The organism is Streptomyces sp. NPDC087422 (assembly GCF_044744145.1).
Classification (GTDB): Bacteria; Actinomycetota; Actinomycetes; order Streptomycetales; family Streptomycetaceae; genus Actinacidiphila.
This window is the reverse complement of sequence record NZ_JBIUXT010000017.1, coordinates 63,960-80,528: the sequence shown is the minus strand read 5'-3', so window position 1 is coordinate 80,528 and position 16,569 is coordinate 63,960. Positions and strand designations below refer to the sequence as shown.

Genomic DNA, 16,569 nt, shown 5'->3' with positions numbered 1-16,569 from the left:
CATACCGAAGGTATGTGCGTGTCAAGAGTGGGCAGGCCCTAGGGTGGGGAGGGCATCGCGAACGACAGGAGGGCGCCGCTGTGGCAGCACCGCGCACAGGCACCGGAAGCGGGACGGGCACCGTCCCGGCCCGCAGGGCGGCGGCACGCCCCACGCAGCGCGAGCGGTCGGACGCCACCGTCGAGGACCTGCTCACCGCGGCCCGCGCGCTGTTCGCCGCCGAGGGCTACGCGGCCACCTCGCTGGACGCGGTCTGCGAGCGGGCGGGCGTCACCAAAGGCGCCCTGTACCACCACTTCTCCGGCAAGAGGCAGCTCTTCAGCGCCGTCTACACCCGCGAGCAGGAACGTCTCGCCCACCGGATCTCGACCGCGTATCTCCAGGTCGCCGACCCGTGGGAGGCGGTCTACGAGGGCAGCCGCGCCTATCTGGAGGCGTCCTTGGACCCCGAGGTGCAGCGCATCACGCTCTTCGACGCTCCGGGCGCGCTCGGCTGGGAGGCGATGCGCGACCTCGGCGTCAACTGCCGCCAACTCACCCTGCGCGGCGTGAAGTACGCCATCAAGGCGGGCGCGATCTCGCAGCGCCCCGCCGACCCGCTGACGTCGATGCTCTACGGCGGACTCAGCGAGAGCGCGATGGCGATCGTCAGGGCCGACGACCCGCCGGCCGCCCTGGCGGAAGCCCTCGCCGACCTGCGCAAGCTCTTCGACGCGCTCGCCGCGAAGGGCTGAGGGAGCCGTGCCACGGGCCGTGGGCGCCGACGGCGGACTGCGCCGCGCACCGGTGCAGCAGCGCAGCACCGAACGCCTGGAACGCATCCTCGACGCCTGCGCCCGGCTGTTGGACGAGGGCGGTTACGAGCGTCTCAGCACCCGCGCCGTCGCCGCCCGCGCGGGCGTCCCCATCGGGTCGGTCTACCGTTTCTTCTCCGACAAGCGCGCCCTCGCGGACGCCCTCGCCCACCGCAACCTCGACGAATTCCTCGACCGTACGGCCGCGCGTCTCGCGGAGCCCGGCACCGACCCCGACTGGCGCACGGCGGTGAACATCCTGGTCGACGAGTACACCGCCATGAAGCGCACCGCGCCCGGTTTCGCGCTGGTCGACTTCGGCGTGCCGGGCGAGACCAACCACGACCTCGCCGACCGGCTGCCCGCGCTGCTCGGGGAACGGCTCTCGGTCGACCCCTCGGAACCCCGGCTGCGGCTGGCCCTGGTGATCGCCGTCGAGACGGCGGACGCCGCGCTGCAACTCGCCTTCCGCACCGACCCGTCGGGCGACCCCGGGGTGATCTCCGAGACGAAGGAGCTGATCCGGGCCTATCTCGCGACCGTCCTGGACTGATCTCCCAGGCCCCCAGGCCCCCAGGCCCCCAGGTCCCCTGGCCTCCCCGCCCCCAGGCCCCCAGGTCCCCTGGCCTCCCCGCCCCTTCCCGGATCTCCCGCACCCGCCCTCGCGAGGCCCGATGCCCGCTCCAGGGGTCGTTGTCAGTACCGCCGGGTAATGTCGAAGACGACCGCGCGCCAACGTCGCCGCCCGTCCAGGGGAGTCCCCGATGACCCGAACCGCCCTGCGCATCTGTCCGCTCTGCGAGGCCACCTGCGGCCTCACGCTGTCCGTCGACGACGGACGGGTGACGCATGCCCGCGGCGACCGGGACGACGTGTTCAGCGCGGGCTTCATCTGCCCCAAGGGCGCCGCTTTCGGCGCGCTTGACGCCGACCCCGACCGGCTGCGGCGCCCCCTGGTGCGCCGCGAGGGCCGGCTGACCGAGGCGACGTGGGACGAGGCGTACGCGGCCGTCGCCGCCGGGATCGGCGCGGTCACCGGCGCGCACGGCGGTGACGCGGTCGGCGTCGTCCTCGGCAACCCCAATGTGCACACGATGGCGGGCGGCCTCTACCCCGCGCAGCTCATCGGCGCGCTGCGCACCCGCCGCGTCTTCACCGCGAGCACGCTCGACCAGATGCCCAAGCACGTGTCCTGCGGCTACCTCTTCGGCGACCCGAACGCGATCCCGGTGCCCGACCTGGACCGCACCGACCATCTGCTGCTCATCGGCGCGAACCCGCTGGTGTCCAACGGCAGTCTGGCCACCGCCGCCGACTTCCCCGGCAAGCTCAAGGCGCTGCGGCGGCGCGGCGGCAGACTCGTCGTCATCGACCCGCACCGCACCAGGACCGCCCGCGCCGCCGACCGCCATGTGGCGCCCAGGCCCGGCACCGACGCGGCCCTGCTGCTCGCCATGGTCAGGACACTGTTCGCCGAAGGGCTCGCGGACCCCGGCGAACTGACCCCGTGGCTCAGCGGCGTGGCCGAAGTACGCGACCTGGTGACGGATTTCGCGCCGGAGGCGGTCGCCGCGTATTGCGACGTCCCGGCCGACGACATCCGGGCCCTGGCACGCGAGTTGGCGGCGGCCGAGCGCGCCGTAGTCTACGGGCGGCTCGGCAGCACCGCCGTGGAATTCGGCACCCTGGCGAGCTGGGCGGTCGACGTGCTCAATGCGCTGACCGGCAATCTGGACCGGCCGGGCGGCGCCATGTTCCCGCTCGCGGCCACCGCGCGGGCGCCCCGACCGCCCGGCCCCGGCAAGGGATTCCGCGTCGGCCGCTGGCACAGCCGGGTCTCGGGACACCCCGAGGTCAAGGGCGAACTGCCCGCCGCCGCCCTCGCCGAGGAGATCGACACTCCCGGGGACGGCCGCCTGCGCGCCCTCGTCGTGGTCGCGGCCAACCCGGTGCTGTCCGCCCCCGACGGCCTGCGGCTCGACCGCGCCCTGGACGGCCTGGACTTCATGGTCAGCGTCGATCCGTATCTCAACGAGACCTCGCGCCACGCCGATGTGGTGCTGCCACCGCCCCCGCCCGCGCAGAGCGCGCACTACGACTTCGCCTTCAGCACGCTCGCGGTCCGCAACACCGTCCGCTACAGCCCGCCCGCGGTGCCGCTGGAGGACGGACTGCTGGACGAACCGGAGATCCACGCCCGGCTGATCCTCGCCGTCCTGGGACAGACCCGGGAGCAGGGAGCCGCCCCCGCGCTCGTGGACGAACAGGCGGTGGTCCGCAAGCTCACCGCCGAGACCGGCGACCCGCACTCGCCGGTCCACGGCCGGGACGTCGCGGAGCTGTCCGCCGCGCTCGGCGGGAGCACCGGATACGAGCGGCGGCTCGACATGATGCTGCGCCTCGGCCCGTACGGCGACGGCTTCGGCGCCGACCCCGACGGCCTCACTCTGGCGAGGGTCCTGGACCGGCCGCACGGCATCGACCTCGGCCCGCTGCGCCCGCGCGTGCCCGAGGTGCTGCGGACACCGTCCGGCACGGTCGAGCTGGCGCCCGAGGCCGTTGCCGCCGATCTGCCGCGGCTGCGGGCCGCGGTGACGCGCGGTGCGGACGGCGAAGGGCTGGTCCTCATCGGGCGCCGCCATCTGCGGTCCAACAACTCCTGGATGCACAATGTGCCCGCGCTCACCGGCGGCACCAACCGCTGCACGGCGCAGATACACCCCGTCGACGCGGCCCGGCTCGGGCTGGCCGACGGGGCGCTCGCCCTGATCAAGGGCGACGGCGGGGAGATCACCGCGGCCGTCGAGATCACCGACGCGCTGCGCCCCGGAGTGGTCAGCGTGCCGCACGGCTGGGGTCACGACCGCGAGGGCACCCGGCTGACCGAGGCGGACCGCGAGCCGGGCGTCAACGTCAATCAGTTGCTCGACGGCACGCGGCTCGACCCGCTCTCCGGCACGGCCGTGCTCAACGGATTCCCGATACGGATGGAGGCCGTCCGCTGACCCGCGCCGCGCCCGTGACACGGACCCGCCCGTGACACGGCCGGGTGACACGGCGCCGCCGAGTGGTGTGACACCCGGACAGCGGGGCACGGGACCCCTGGGCGCGGGTCGCCCGGGGAGGGCGGCCGGACGTCACGGGCCCGGCCCGGCCCCGCGCGGAGCCCGGGTCGTCGGGTGTTCCCGGCGCGACGTGACTGACGGCACGCGACACACCCTGGCCACAAAAAACTAACGGCGCTAGTTTGGGCGTCGGACGCAGAGCGGTGACCCCGGAGGGCAGCAACGGTGGACGGTACGGCAGAGGGCGCACAGGACCTGGTGACATCGCGCGACGCCCAGTACATCGGCGGGAAGTGGCGCCCCGCCGCGGGCGGCGGCCGGATCGACGTCGTCAACCCGGTGACCGAGAAGGTCATCGGACAGGTGCCCGCGGGCACCGCGGAGGACGTGGACGAGGCCGTACGCGCCGCGCGCGCCGCCCTGCCCGGCTGGGCGGCCACCCCGCCCGCGGAACGCGGCGCGATACTCGGCGCGGTACGCGACCTGATGGCGGCGCGCCGCGAGGAGATCGCCGCGACCGTCGCCGCCGAGCTGGGCGCCCCGCCCGCCTTCGCCGCCGCCGTCCACACCGACATGCCCACCGCTGTCATGGGCAGCTTCGCCGCGCTCGCCGCCGGGTACGGCTTCGAGGAACAGGTCGGCAACTCACGGGTGTTCCAGGAGCCGGTCGGCGTCGTCGGCGCGATCACGCCGTGGAACTACCCGCTGCACCAGGTCGTCGCCAAGGCCGCCCCCGCGCTGGCCGCGGGCTGCACCGTGGTGCTCAAGCCCGCGGAGGACACCCCGCTGGTCGCCCAGCTCTTCGCCGCGATCCTCGACGAGGCCGGGCTCCCCGCCGGAGTCTTCAACCTGGTCACCGGCCTCGGCCCGGTCGCCGGACAGGCGCTCGCCGAGCACCCAGGCGTGGACATGGTCTCCTTCACCGGTTCCACCGCGGTCGGACGGCAGATCGGCGCCACCGCGGGCGCCGCCGTCAAGCGCGTCGCGCTCGAACTGGGCGGAAAGTCCGCGAACGTCATCCTCCCCGGCGCCGACCTCGGCCGCGCCGTCAACGTCGGCATCGCCAACGTCTTCGCCAACTCCGGCCAGACGTGCAGCGCCTGGACCCGGATCCTCATCGACTCCGCGCGCTACGACGAAGCCGTCGAGGCGGCCACCGCGGCAGCCGCCAAGTACGTACCCGGCGAACGGCTCGGCCCGGTCGTCAACGCCAAGCAGCGCGAGCGGGTGCGCGGCTACATACGGCGCGGCGCCGCGGAAGGCGCGCGGATCGTCGTCGGCGGCCCCGACGCGCCGGACGGACTGGAGACCGGCTACTACGTACGCCCCACCGTCTTCGCCGACGTCGACCCCGGTATGACGATCGCCCAGGAGGAGATCTTCGGCCCGGTCGTCGCCCTGATCAGGTACGAGGACGAGGACGACGCCCTGCGCATCGCCAACGGCACGGTCTACGGGCTCGCGGGCGCGGTCTGGGGCGCCGACGACGCGGAGGCCGTCGCCTTCGCCCGCCGGATGGACACCGGACAGGTCGACATCAACGGCGGCCGGTTCAACCCGCTGGCGCCCTTCGGCGGTTACAAGCAGTCCGGAGTCGGCCGCGAACTGGGCGCGCACGGGCTGGCGGAGTACCTCCAGACCAAGTCCCTCCAGTTCTGACCCCGGGACCGCAGGACCGCAGGACCGCCCGACCCGCCTGAACCGCACGAACCGCCCGCCCCTCCCGACCTGTTCGGGCCGACTCGGTCGACCGGGATCACCCCGGCCGACCCGGTCCGACCGGCCCGTTGCCCCACCCCGCTCACGCCCGCTCGTCCGCACCCGCACCCGCGTCCGTCCGCATCCGCACCCGTCCGCATCCGCCAGCCCCCGACCGCATCCGTCCGCATCCGGATCCGCTCGCAGCCCCGCACCCAGGAGACCTCGTGGTACGCGCAGCCGTCCTGCCCGCCGTCAACGCGCCGCTGGCCGTCGCCGACATCGAGCTGCCCGACCCCGGACCCGGACAGGTCCGGGTCCGGCTGGCGGCGGCGGGCGTGTGCCACTCCGACCTGTCGCTGTCCAACGGGACGCTGCGCCAGCCGGTACCCGCCGTCCTCGGCCATGAGGGCGCGGGCACGGTGGTGGCGGTCGGAGACGGCGTCGGCCATCTCGCCCCCGGCGACCGCGTGGTCCTCAACTGGGCGCCCGCCTGCGGCGACTGCCACTTCTGCGGCCTCGCCGAGCCCTGGCTGTGCGCCAACTCCGCCACGGCAGCCGCCAGTCCGTACGCCACGCTGGCCGCCGACGGCAGCCCGCTCTACCCGGGCCTGGGCACCGCCGTCTTCGCCGAGGAGACCGTGGTCGCCGCGGGCGCGGTCCTGCCGCTCCCCGACGGCGTCCCGCTCACCGACGCCGCGCTGCTCGGCTGCGCCGTACTCACCGGCTACGGCGCGGTGCACCACTCGGCGCGGATCCGTACCGGCGAGAGCGTCGCTGTCTACGGGGTCGGCGGCGTGGGGCTCGCCGTGCTCCAGTCGGCGCGGATCGCGGGCGCCGAGCGGATCATCGCGGTCGATGTCGCGCCCGCCAAGGAGGAGCTGGCGCGGGCGGCCGGCGCCACTGACTTCGTCGTCTCCGGGGACGACACGGCCAAGCGGATCCGCAAGCTCACCGACGGCTTCGGCGCCGACGCGGCCATCGAGTGCGTGGGCCGCGCCGACACCATCCGCACCGCCTGGTCCTCCACGCGCCGCGGCGGCCGTACGACGGTGGTCGGCATCGGCGGCCAGGACCAGCAGGTCACCTTCACCGCGCTGGAACTCTTCTACTTCGGCCGCACGCTCTCCGGCTGCGTGTACGGAAACTGCGACCCGGCCGTGGATCTGCCGGTGCTCGCCGAGCACGTACGGGCGGGCCGCCTCGATCTGTCCGCCATGGTCACCGACCGCATCACGCTCGACGGCATCCCGGCGGCCTTCGAGGCGATGACCGCCGGGCGCGGCGGCCGGGCGCTGGTGGTCTTCTGACCGGTCGGTCGGGCCGGATTCCCGCGGGACCGCGCACCCGCCGCTGTCAGCGGGCGCGTCCCCAGGCGTACGTCTAGGCGTGCGTCTACGCGTACGCCTACGCCTGCGCGCCGTCGACCATCGCCAGCCAGTGCCGGTGGGTGCCGTCGAAGGGACCGTTGCCCTCCGCCACCGCCGTCATCAGCCACGCGGCGGCGGATTCGGCGGCGCCGATCACATCGGCGGGGTAGCCGTACCGCACCTGGTGCTCGGCGAATTCGTCCTCGTCGACCAGGATCGGCAGTTCGGCACCGCGCTTGAGCAGGACGTCCAGGTCGAGGTCGACCATGGTGACCTCGGCGGGGGACGGCCACCGCGGCGGGGTGGTGATGTCGCAGTAGATCTCGGTGCGGCGGGGCGCGGCGTTGAAGGTCGCCGTCCACCAGGCGTCGCGCGGGAAGAGGATGATGTGCGCCTCGGGGATCGGGACGTGGGGGTTGTGGCCCTTGCGCACCAGGCCGAAGCCGGGGAGGCCGAGCCATACGCCGTGCTCGTCCTCGCCGAGCCGCCGCATCCGCAGATTCCAGTGCAGAGTGCCGTCGTATTTGCGGTAGTTGACCTGGACGAAGTCGGGCTCGGGGCCCTGCGGGACCGATTCTGACATGGCGCCATCCTGTCAGCAGGCGCGGCCGGTCCGCCCCCGGATTTCCCGCCGGGAGGCCACCCTTGCCGGGCTCACGCCGGGGCGGTTCCCGGGCCCGCGAGAGCCTCGAACTGCACGGCCAGACCGTCGATCAGCGCGCGCAGCCCCGTCTCGAAGGCGCCGCTGTCGATCTGCCGCTGGTGCTTGGCGAGGAGGTGGGCCTGGCCGAGGTGCGGATAGTCGGCGGGGTCGTAGACGTCCGCGTCGCCGACGAAGCCGCCCGCGAAGGAGCCGAGCGCGGAGCCGGTGACGAAGTAGCGCATGAGGGCGCCGATCCGGGTGGCGTGGGCGGGCGGCCAGCCCGCCTCGACCATGCCGCCGAAGACGGCGTCGGCCATCCGGAGCCCGGCGGGCCGCAGGCCGGGCCCGACGGCGAGGAACGGCACGATGTGCGGGTGGTCGGTGAGGGCGGCGCGGTAGGAGCGGCCCCAGTCGAGCAGCGCCTGCCGCCAGTCCCTGCCGTCACCGAACATCGACAGGTCGACCTGGGTGACGACGGTGTCGGCCGCCGCGTCGAGGATGGCTTCCTTGGTGGCGAAGTGGTTGTAGAGGGAGGGCCCGCTCACGCCCAGTTCGGCCGCGAGCCGCCGGGTGGACAGGGCCGCCAGACCCTCCTCGTCGATGAGGGCGAGGGCCGCCGTGACGATCCGGTCGCGGCTGAGCAGGGGCTTGCGGGGGCGGGCCATGCGGCACATAGTAGAGCCTGCCGCCCGAAAACTAGCGGTGGTAGTTTCGAAGGATCGTCCGGACGATCGTGGGATGCGGTGACGACGCAGTGAACCTTGAGCTGACCGAGGAGCAGGCCGCCGTCAAGGAGCTGGCCAGGGACTTCACCGAGCGCGAGATCACGCCGAACGCGGTGGCGTGGGACCGCGCCGAGAGCGTGGACCGCGCCATCGTGAAGAAGCTCGGCGCGCTCGGTTTCCTGGGGCTGACCGTCGACGAGGAGTACGGCGGCTCCGGCGGCGACCACCTCGCCTACTGCCTGGTGACCGAGGAGCTGGGCCGCGGCGACTCCTCCGTGCGCGGCATCGTCTCGGTCTCGCTCGGCCTGGTCGCCAAGTCGATCGCGCGCTGGGGGAGCGAGGAGCACAAGCGCGCGTGGCTGCCCCGGCTCACCGCGGGCGACGCGGTCGGCTGCTTCGGGCTGACCGAGCCGGGCACCGGTTCGGACGCCGCGAATCTCACCACCCGCGCGGTACGGGACGGCGACTCGTACGTGATCACCGGCAGCAAGATGTTCATCACCAACGGCACCTGGGCCGATGTCGTCCTGCTCTTCGCCCGCACAGGTCGCGCCGACGAAGGGCACAAGGGCGTCAGCGCCTTCCTGGTGCCGACCGACACGGCGGGCCTGACCCGCCGCGAGATCCACGGCAAGCTCGGGCTGCGCGGGCAGGCGACGGCCGAGCTGGTCCTCGACGGCGTCCGCGTCCCGGCCTCCGCGATGCTCGCGCCCGAGGGCAAGGGCTTCTCCGTGGCGATGTCCGCGCTGGCCAAGGGCCGGATGTCGGTCGCGGCGGGCTGCGTCGGCATCGCCCAGGCGTGCCTGGACGCGGCGGTGGCGTACGCGGGGGAGCGCGAGCAGTTCGGCGCGCCGATCGCCGGACGCCAGCTCGTCCAGGAGCTGCTCGCCGACATCGCGGTGGACGTGGACGCGGCCCGGCTGCTCACCTGGCGGGTCGCCGACCTGATCGACCGCGGGCTGCCCTTCGCCACCGAGTCCTCGGTCGCCAAGCTCTACGCGAGCGAGGCCGCCGTGCGCTGTGCCAACAACGCCCTCCAGGTCTTCGGCGGCTACGGCTACATCGATGAGTACCCGGCGGGCAAGCTGCTGCGGGACGCGCGGGTCATGACGCTGTACGAAGGCACCAGCCAGATACACAAGCTGCTGATCGGACGGGCGCTGACCGGCGTATCGGCGTTCTGACCGCAGGCCGCGCACCCGTACGCACCCGCACCGCTTCCACGCACCGCGCCCCCGTACCGCTTCGACGTCCTGTCTCGACGTCCCCCTGCCCTGGTCACGACAAGTGACGAGCGACCGCTTAGTATCTAAGCGCTTGCTCAGCCCCGCGATAGGGTGGCGGCTGTGACCGGCGGTGAGGAGCGTGCGATGAGCGTCGAGGCGACAACCGGCGAGGCGTGGGGGGACATCAGCCCCGACGCCGCGAGGCGGCTGGTGATCGCGGCGGTGCAGGCGTTCGCCGAGCGCGGCTACCACGCCACGACCACCCGCGACATCGCCGGGCGCGCGGGCATGAGCCCCGCCGCGCTCTACATCCACTACAAGACCAAAGAGGAACTGCTCTACCAGATCAGCAAGGTCGGCCACCTGCGCTCGCTCGCCATGCTCTCCGAGGCCAGGGACGGCGACGGCAGCGCGGCCGAACGGCTGGAGAGCGCCGTACGCGCCTTCGTCCGCTGGCACGCCGAGCACCACACGACCGGGCGGGTCGTGCAGTACGAACTGGGCGCGCTCGCCCCCGAGCACCACGCGGAGATCGTGGCGCTGCGGCGGCAGAGCGAGGACGCGATCCGCACGATCATCAAGGACGGCGTGACGGCGGGCGAATTCGACGTCCCCGAGGTCTCCGGGACCACGCTCGCCGTGCTGTCGCTCTGCATCGACGTGGCCCGCTGGTTCAACCCCGAGGGCCGCAGGACCCCGGACGAGGTCGGCGCGCTCTACGCCGACCTCGTGCTGCGCATGGTGCGGCCCACGGCCTGAGGGCGCTACCCGCGCGAACGCCTCCACGGACAGCCGCCCGAACGCGTCCGCAGAGCTACAGATAGAAGCGGGCCACCGTCTCCGCCACGCACACCGGCTTGTCGCCGCCCTCGCGCTCGATGGTCACCTTCGTCACGAGCTGGATGCCGCCGCCCACCTCGGTGACCTCCGCGACCTCGGCGGTCGCGCGGAGCCGGGAGCCGACCGGTACGGGAGCGGGGAAACGCACCTTGTTCACGCCGTAGTTGACGCCCATCTTCACGCCCTCGACCAGCAGGAGCTGCGGGGTGAGGGACGGGATCAGGGAGAGCGTCAGATAGCCGTGCGCGATGGTCGTGCCGAACGGGCCGAGCGCCGCCTTCTCCGCGTCGACGTGGATCCACTGGTGGTCCCCGGTGGCCTCGGCGAACAGGTCGATCCGCTTCTGGTCGATCTCCTGCCACTCGGTCCAGCCGAGCTGTTCGCCGACGGCGGCGCGCAGTTCGTCCGGCGAAGCGAAGATGCGGGGCTGCGACATGGGGTGGCCTCCAGGGGCGGTCCGGTACGGCGCGCTACGGGTTTCTAAGCGCTTGCTCAGCGACTCTCAGCATGGTTCGGGGGCCGCCGGGTGTCAATCGCCGCCGCGCGGTCGGCCGCCCCTCGCGCCGCCCGGCCGCCGATCCCGTACCCCCGCCTCCCGCGCCGATCCCGTACCCCCGGCTCCCGCGCCGTTACCAGAGCTCCGGCCGTCGCCCCGCCCAGGGCCTGGCCCGTTCCAACTGCGCCGACAGCGACACCAGCGTCGCCTCGTCGCCGTACCGCCCGCCCAGCATCACGCCGATCGGCAGCCCCGCGTCCGTCCAGTGCAGCGGGACGCTGACCGCGGGCTGGCCCGTCGCGTTGTACAGCGGGGTGAAGGGCGTGAAGGCGGCCATCGCGTCGAATTCGGCCGTCGGGTCCGCGTCGTCGCGCATGCCCCCGACCAGGGCGGGCGGCTGCGCGAGCGTCGGCGTCAGGATCACGTCGTACGACGTCAGGAGCGCGTCCGCGATGAGCTGGCCGAGCATGCGGAAGACGTAGAGGGCGCCCGCGAAGTCCAGCCCCGACACCTTGCCGCCCGCCGCCCGCAGATGCCGGGTCAGCGGCATCAGCAAGTGCTCGTCGCCCGGCGCGACCGGCCGGGCCGCGGCCATCACCGACCAGACCGCGTTGAACGCCTGCCGCACCGAGTCGTCCACCGGCAGCGCCATCTCGTCCACGTCGTGGCCCAGTTCGCGCAGCAGCCCCGCCGCGCCGTCGAGCGCGGCCCGGCAGTCGGGGTGCAGCGCGACGCCGGGCACCGGCGGATCGGCGAGCGCCACCACGCGCAGCGGCCCCGGCTCGCGGCGGGCGTGGGAGAGGAAGGTCTCGCCGGGCGGCAGCGAGGGCGCCCCGTACGGGGCGCCGGGCTCGGGGCCCGCGAGGATGTCGAGCAGCGCCGCCGCGTCGGCGACGGTACGGGCGATCGGGCCCGACGTACTGAGCCCGCTCACGTCGTGCAGGACGGGACCGCCGCTCACCCGGCCGCGGCTCGGTTTTATGCCGAACAGCCCGCAAACCGAGGACGGGATACGGATCGAGCCGCCGCCGTCGCTGCCCTGCGCGACCGGCGCGAGGCCGCCCGCCACCGCCGCCCCGGCGCCACCGCTCGAACCGCCCGCCGACCGCTCCAGGTCCCAGGGCGTGCGGGCGGGCGGCGCCAGCCGGTTCTCGGTGTAGCAGGGCAGCCCGAACTCGGGGGTGTTGGTCTTGCCGAGCAGGATCGTGCCCGCCTTGCGCAGCCGGGCCGCCACATGGTCCTCGGCGTCGGGTACGTACTCCGCGAAGGCCGCGGAACCGAAGGTGCAGCGCACACCCGCCACCAGATTCAGGTCCTTGACCGGCACCGGGACGCCGTGCAGCACGGGCAGTTCGTCGGCCGCGCCCTCGCGCCGCGCGGCCAGCGCCCACGCCTCGGCCTCCGCCGCCTGCTTGCGGGCGACCTCCGGCGTCACGGTGATGAACGCGCCGAGCGTCGCGTCGAGCCGGTCGATCCGCTCCAGATAGTGCTCGGTCAACTCGACCGGCGACACCGCCCCCTCACGTACCGCAGCCGCCTGCTCCACCGCCGTCAGATCGTGCAACTGGGCCATGCCCGCTCCCGCCTTCCGCCGCTCGTACCGCCGTGCGCCACGCGTCGTGCGCCGCGATCCTCGCATTACCGGCGGGTACCGACCAGCCCCTCGGCGGACCCGGTCACCGCCCGGGACCCGTCACGCCTGATGACCACGGCCCCGTGGCGGTGACGCCCGTCGGCCGGTGACGCCCGCGGGCCGGTGACGCCCGCCGACCGGTGACGGCCGTCGCCCCGCCGTCGGCCACTATGGAGCCGAGCCGACGGGCCAAAACGAGTGGCACCCGCCATCCCGATCGGGGACCATCGCGAACGCCCGAGCCCGCCTGTGAACGACCAGCACCGCCAAGGAGCCACATGAGCCTGCGCCACCACGAGATCGCCGAGGCGGACAACCGCATCCTCAACCCCCTCAGCCAGGAGAAGCTGCGGCTGCTCGGTGAGATCTGCCGGTTGAAGGAGGGGCAGCGGCACCTCGACCTCGCCTGCGGGAAGGGCGAGATGCTGGCCGGCTGGGCGAAGCGGTACGGCACGGGCGGTGTCGGCGTCGACCTCAGCGAGGTCTTCCTGACGGCGGCGCGCGAGCGGGCCGCGGAATTCGGCGTTTCGGAGAGCGTGACCTTCGAGCGCGGCGACGCCGGGAAATACCAGCCGGAGCCCGCCGCCTTCGACATCGCCTCGTGCCTCGGCGCCACCTGGATCGGGGACGGCCTCGCGGGCACGATCGAGCTGCTGCGGCCCGCCCTGCGCCCCGGCGGACTCATGCTGATCGGCGAGCCGTACTGGCACGAGACACCTCCGGAGGAGGCGTACGAGGCCCTCGGCACCGAGCCGGACGACTTCGTGTCGCTCAGCGGCACCCTGGACCGCTTCGAGGCGGCGGGCGTCGACCTGGTCGAAATGGTGCTGGCCGACGGCGACAACTGGGACCGCTACTACGCGCCCCAGTGGTTCGCGATCTCCGAATGGCTCCGCCGCACCCCCGCCGACCACCCCGACGTACCGGCCATGCGCGAATTCCTCGACCACCAGCGGCGCGGCCATCTCACCTACGGCAAGCGCTACTTCGGCTGGGGCGTCTTCGTCCTGCGCCCCCGCTGACCGCGACGCGCGCCGCTGATCCCGGCGTGCCCCCGCTGACCGCGACGCGTGCCCGCCGACCCCAACGCGCCCCCACTCACCCCAACGCGCCCCCACCCCCCCCGCGGCTGCGGGAGTCGGGGGCGGCGGGATGTGGGGGAAGTGAAAAGCTGACGCATGTTCATCTTCCGGGAAGGAGGTACCGGCGGTAACGTCCGGGGACTGGTATCCGGAAGGAGCAGACATGCCGCTGCGGACCCCACGACGGATCGGCAAGCTGGGCAGGATCGGCAAGTGGAGAACGGCGACAGCCGCGGCGCTGCTGGCGCTCGGGGCCACCTTGGTGGCCCCGTTGCCGCTGGCGGCGCACGCCGCGGACACCTCGGGCGACTACTGCGCGGGACAGTGCTCGGACATTCTGCCGCCCGGCGAGAACGGCAACGCCACGCTCGCGGACATTCTGGCGAACAAGGTGCTCGGGACACGCCCCGCGCACACCTCTGACCAGCTCGGACCGTATTCGTCGCTCGCCGACGGATACCCAGGGCTGACCGACGCGACCATCAGCAACTTCTTCAACAGCTCGTCCTTCGGCGTCCCTTCGGGCCAGGTCGCCTCGGTGATCAGCCCGCGCTCGGACGTGACGATCACCCGTGACAAGGCGACGGGCGTCCCCCACATCAAGGGCACGACCAGGCAGGGCACGGAGTACGGCGCCGGATACGCGGCGGCGCAGGACCGGCTGTGGCTGATGGACCTCTTCCGGCACGTCGGACGCGGCGAACTGTCGTCGTTCGCGGGCGGCGCGGCGGCCAACCGCGGCCTGGAGCAGGAGTTCTGGCGGCAGGCCCCGTACACCGAGGCCGACCTCCAGGACCAGGTCACCCGGCTGGCGAACAGCGGCGGCGCCCGCGGCCAGCAGGCGCTCGCCGACGCGCAGGCGTACGTCGACGGCATCAACGCCTACATCACGCAGTCCAAGAACGGCCGTTACTTCCCCGGCGAGTACGTCCTCACCGGGCACATGGACGCGATCACCAACGCGGGCACGATCGACCCGTTCCAGCTCACCGACATGATCGCGCTCGCCTCGGTGATCGGCGCGTTGTTCGGCACCGGCGGCGGCGGAGAGGTGGAGTCCGCGCTGTCGCTGCTGGCGGCGCAGCAGAAGTACGGGGTCGCCGAGGGCACCAAGGTCTGGGAGTCCTTCCGCGAGCGGGACGACCCCGAGGCCACGCCCACCGTGCACGACGGCAGCAGCTTCCCGTACGCCGGCAAGCCCGCGCAGGCCAAGGGCCAGGCGCTGCCCGACGCCGGCTCGGTCGTACCGGAACCGCTGGTCTACGACGCGACCGGCGGCGCCAAGCAGGCCACCACCAAGAGCCCCGGAGTGCTGCCGAGCAACCTCTTCTCCGGCGACGCCACGAAGAAGGGAATGTCCAACGCTCTCGTGGTCAGTGGCGCGCACACCGCCAGCGGCCACCCGGTCGCCGTCTTCGGTCCGCAAACCGGCTATTTCGCGCCACAGTTGCTGATGCTCCAGGAGTTGCAGGGCCCCGGCATCAGCGCGCGCGGCGCGTCCTTCGCGGGCCTGGGCATGTACGTGGAACTCGGCCGGGGCCAGGACTACGCCTGGAGCGCGACCTCCGCGAGCCAGGACGTCACCGACACCTACGCCGTGGAGCTGTGCCAGGACTCCACGCACTATGTGCTGCACGGCGCGTGCGTGCCGATGGAGAAGCTGGAACGCACCAACTCCTGGTCGCCGACCGTCGCCGACTCCACGGCGGCGGGCTCGTACCGCATGCAGGTCTGGCGCACGGCGTACGGCCCGGTGCAGTACCGGGCGACCGTCGGCGGCAAGGCCGTCGCCTATACGGCGCTGCGCAGTTCGTACCGGCACGAGGCCGACTCGATCCTGGGCTTCCAGGAGCTGAACGACCCCGGATTCGTGCACGACGCCGCCTCGTTCCAACGGGCGACGCAGGACATCAACTACACCTTCAACTGGTTCTACGCGGACTCCCAGCACACCGCGTACTACAACAGCGGCACCAACCCGGTCAGGGCGGACGGCGTGGACCCGTCGTTCCCGGTGTGGGCGCAGGCCGCCTACGACTGGCGCGGCTGGGACCCGGTGACCAACACCGCCTCCTACACCCCGCCCGCGCAGCATCCGCAGTCCGTCGACCAGGACTACTACGTGTCGTGGAACAACAAGCAGGCCAAGGGGTACACCTCGGCGGGCTTCGGCAACGGCTCCGTGCACCGCGCCGACCTGCTGGAGGACCGGGTGAAGGCGCTCACCCAGGCGGGCGGCGTCACCCGCGCCGCGCTCACCAAGGCCATGGCGGACGCGGCGCTCACCGACCTGCGCGGTGAGGACGTCCTGCCCGACCTGCTCCAGGTGATCCACAGCGCACCGGTCACCGATCCCCAGGAGGCCACCGCCGTACAGCAGTTGGAGGCGTGGAGCACGGCGGGCACCAAGCGGCACGAGACCTCGCCCGGCTCGCACACGTACGCCAACGCCGACGCGGTACGGGTGATGGACGCGTGGTGGCCGCTGCTGATCGCGGGCGAGTTCCAGCCCGGCCTCGGCAGCGACCTCTACAACGCGCTGGCCGCGAACCTCGCGATCGACGAGTCGCCGTCCGCGGGACACGGGCCGACCGGCTCGCACGCGGGCAGCGCCTTCCAGTACGGCTGGTGGTCGTACGCCGACAAGGATCTGCGCAAGGTGCTCGGCAAGCCGGTGCAGGGCGCTCTCGACCAGACGTACTGCGGCGGCGGCCAACTGGCCGCCTGCCGCGACATGTTGCTGTCCACGCTGAAGCAGGCGGCGGCCGTCCCGGCGGCCACCGTCTACCCGGCCGACGACAGCGGCTGCTCCGCCGGTGACCAGTGGTGCGCCGACTCGATCGTCCAGCGTCCGCTGGGCGGAGTCACGGACGACCGGATCGCGTGGCAGAACCGGCCCACCTTCCAGCAGGTGGTGGAATTCCCGTCACACAGGTGACGCGTTCCGCTCAGGGGTGAGCCCTTGAGCGGTGCGCGGTGACAGTCGCGGGCCGGGTC

At 73.0% G+C, this 16,569-nt stretch carries 13 protein-coding genes; 9 read left to right on the top strand and 4 right to left on the bottom strand.

What is annotated here, in order from left to right; genetic code table 11:
* Nucleotides 1-80 precede the first annotated feature (80 nt).
* From ACIO6U_RS34390 to ACIO6U_RS34370, 5 genes are all read left to right on the top strand, one after another.
* Nucleotides 81-734 (top strand): TetR family transcriptional regulator, encoded by a 654-nt coding sequence (locus ACIO6U_RS34390; protein ID WP_391048525.1) that lies wholly within the window; start codon nucleotides 81-83, stop codon nucleotides 732-734.
* Nucleotides 735-741: 7 nt separating this feature from the next.
* Complete coding sequence (locus ACIO6U_RS34385) at nucleotides 742-1,347, top strand: TetR/AcrR family transcriptional regulator (RefSeq protein ID WP_401725166.1); 606 nt, start codon at nucleotides 742-744, stop codon at nucleotides 1,345-1,347.
* Between the two features lie 211 nt (nucleotides 1,348-1,558).
* Nucleotides 1,559-3,799 carry a molybdopterin-dependent oxidoreductase gene (locus ACIO6U_RS34380; RefSeq protein WP_401725164.1) on the top strand — a complete coding sequence of 747 codons (2,241 nt, stop codon included), beginning with the start codon at nucleotides 1,559-1,561 and terminating at the stop codon, nucleotides 3,797-3,799.
* 318 nt (nucleotides 3,800-4,117) lie between these two features.
* Nucleotides 4,118-5,518, top strand: coding sequence for an aldehyde dehydrogenase family protein (locus ACIO6U_RS34375; RefSeq protein ID WP_401725273.1), 1,401 nt, complete (start codon nucleotides 4,118-4,120; stop codon nucleotides 5,516-5,518).
* A 266-nt stretch (nucleotides 5,519-5,784) separates the two neighbouring features.
* Nucleotides 5,785-6,867: a zinc-binding dehydrogenase gene (locus ACIO6U_RS34370; RefSeq protein WP_401725161.1), complete on the top strand. Its 1,083-nt coding sequence runs from the start codon at nucleotides 5,785-5,787 to the stop codon at nucleotides 6,865-6,867.
* A gap of 97 nt (nucleotides 6,868-6,964) precedes the next feature.
* Here the strand turns inward: ACIO6U_RS34370 and ACIO6U_RS34365 are convergent, their stop codons facing one another.
* Together ACIO6U_RS34365 and ACIO6U_RS34360 are read right to left on the bottom strand one after the other, a co-directional pair.
* Nucleotides 6,965-7,510 carry a DUF402 domain-containing protein gene (locus ACIO6U_RS34365; protein ID WP_401725158.1) on the bottom strand — a complete coding sequence of 182 codons (546 nt, stop codon included), beginning with the start codon at nucleotides 7,508-7,510 and terminating at the stop codon, nucleotides 6,965-6,967.
* Nucleotides 7,511-7,581: 71 nt separating this feature from the next.
* Nucleotides 7,582-8,235 (bottom strand): TetR family transcriptional regulator, encoded by a 654-nt coding sequence (locus ACIO6U_RS34360; RefSeq protein WP_391161271.1) that lies wholly within the window; start codon nucleotides 8,233-8,235, stop codon nucleotides 7,582-7,584.
* Nucleotides 8,236-8,324: 89 nt separating this feature from the next.
* On the opposite strand from ACIO6U_RS34360, the gene ACIO6U_RS34355 reads away from it, so the two are divergent.
* Nucleotides 8,325-9,479 carry an acyl-CoA dehydrogenase family protein gene (locus tag ACIO6U_RS34355; RefSeq protein ID WP_391048517.1) on the top strand — a complete coding sequence of 385 codons (1,155 nt, stop codon included), beginning with the start codon at nucleotides 8,325-8,327 and terminating at the stop codon, nucleotides 9,477-9,479.
* 186 nt (nucleotides 9,480-9,665) lie between these two features.
* On the top strand, nucleotides 9,666-10,280 hold the full coding sequence (locus ACIO6U_RS34350) for a TetR family transcriptional regulator (RefSeq protein ID WP_391048514.1): 615 nt from the start codon (nucleotides 9,666-9,668) through the stop codon (nucleotides 10,278-10,280).
* 55 nt (nucleotides 10,281-10,335) lie between these two features.
* On the opposite strand, the gene ACIO6U_RS34345 is transcribed toward ACIO6U_RS34350, so the two are convergent.
* Both ACIO6U_RS34345 and ACIO6U_RS34340 read right to left on the bottom strand, forming a co-directional pair.
* Complete coding sequence (locus ACIO6U_RS34345; protein ID WP_391048511.1) at nucleotides 10,336-10,797, bottom strand: MaoC/PaaZ C-terminal domain-containing protein; 462 nt, start codon at nucleotides 10,795-10,797, stop codon at nucleotides 10,336-10,338.
* A 193-nt stretch (nucleotides 10,798-10,990) separates the two neighbouring features.
* A complete protein-coding gene (locus ACIO6U_RS34340) occupies nucleotides 10,991-12,430 on the bottom strand; it encodes an amidase (protein WP_401725154.1) in 1,440 nt (479 codons plus the stop codon).
* Between the two features lie 338 nt (nucleotides 12,431-12,768).
* Between ACIO6U_RS34340 and ACIO6U_RS34335 the strand changes: the two genes are divergently transcribed.
* Both ACIO6U_RS34335 and ACIO6U_RS34330 read left to right on the top strand, forming a co-directional pair.
* Nucleotides 12,769-13,512 carry a class I SAM-dependent methyltransferase gene (locus ACIO6U_RS34335; RefSeq protein WP_355333380.1) on the top strand — a complete coding sequence of 248 codons (744 nt, stop codon included), beginning with the start codon at nucleotides 12,769-12,771 and terminating at the stop codon, nucleotides 13,510-13,512.
* Between the two features lie 223 nt (nucleotides 13,513-13,735).
* Nucleotides 13,736-16,510: a penicillin acylase family protein gene (locus ACIO6U_RS34330; RefSeq protein WP_401725151.1), complete on the top strand. Its 2,775-nt coding sequence runs from the start codon at nucleotides 13,736-13,738 to the stop codon at nucleotides 16,508-16,510.
* The last annotated feature ends 59 nt before the right edge of the window (nucleotides 16,511-16,569 follow it).

Excerpts from the sequence above, each read along its gene's own strand:
- ACIO6U_RS34380 (WP_401725164.1), top strand. The coding sequence starts at position 1,559 with ATGACCCGAACCGCCCTGCGCATCTGTCCGCTCTGCGAGGCCACCTGC.
- ACIO6U_RS34340 (WP_401725154.1), bottom strand. The coding sequence starts at position 12,430 with ATGGCCCAGTTGCACGATCTGACGGCGGTGGAGCAGGCGGCTGCGGTA.
- ACIO6U_RS34350 (WP_391048514.1), top strand. The coding sequence starts at position 9,666 with ATGAGCGTCGAGGCGACAACCGGCGAGGCGTGGGGGGACATCAGCCCC.
- ACIO6U_RS34345 (WP_391048511.1), bottom strand. The coding sequence starts at position 10,797 with ATGTCGCAGCCCCGCATCTTCGCTTCGCCGGACGAACTGCGCGCCGCC.
- ACIO6U_RS34365 (WP_401725158.1), bottom strand. The coding sequence starts at position 7,510 with ATGTCAGAATCGGTCCCGCAGGGCCCCGAGCCCGACTTCGTCCAGGTC.
- ACIO6U_RS34330 (WP_401725151.1), top strand. The coding sequence starts at position 13,736 with ATGCCGCTGCGGACCCCACGACGGATCGGCAAGCTGGGCAGGATCGGC.
- ACIO6U_RS34360 (WP_391161271.1), bottom strand. The coding sequence starts at position 8,235 with ATGGCCCGCCCCCGCAAGCCCCTGCTCAGCCGCGACCGGATCGTCACG.
- ACIO6U_RS34335 (WP_355333380.1), top strand. The coding sequence starts at position 12,769 with ATGAGCCTGCGCCACCACGAGATCGCCGAGGCGGACAACCGCATCCTC.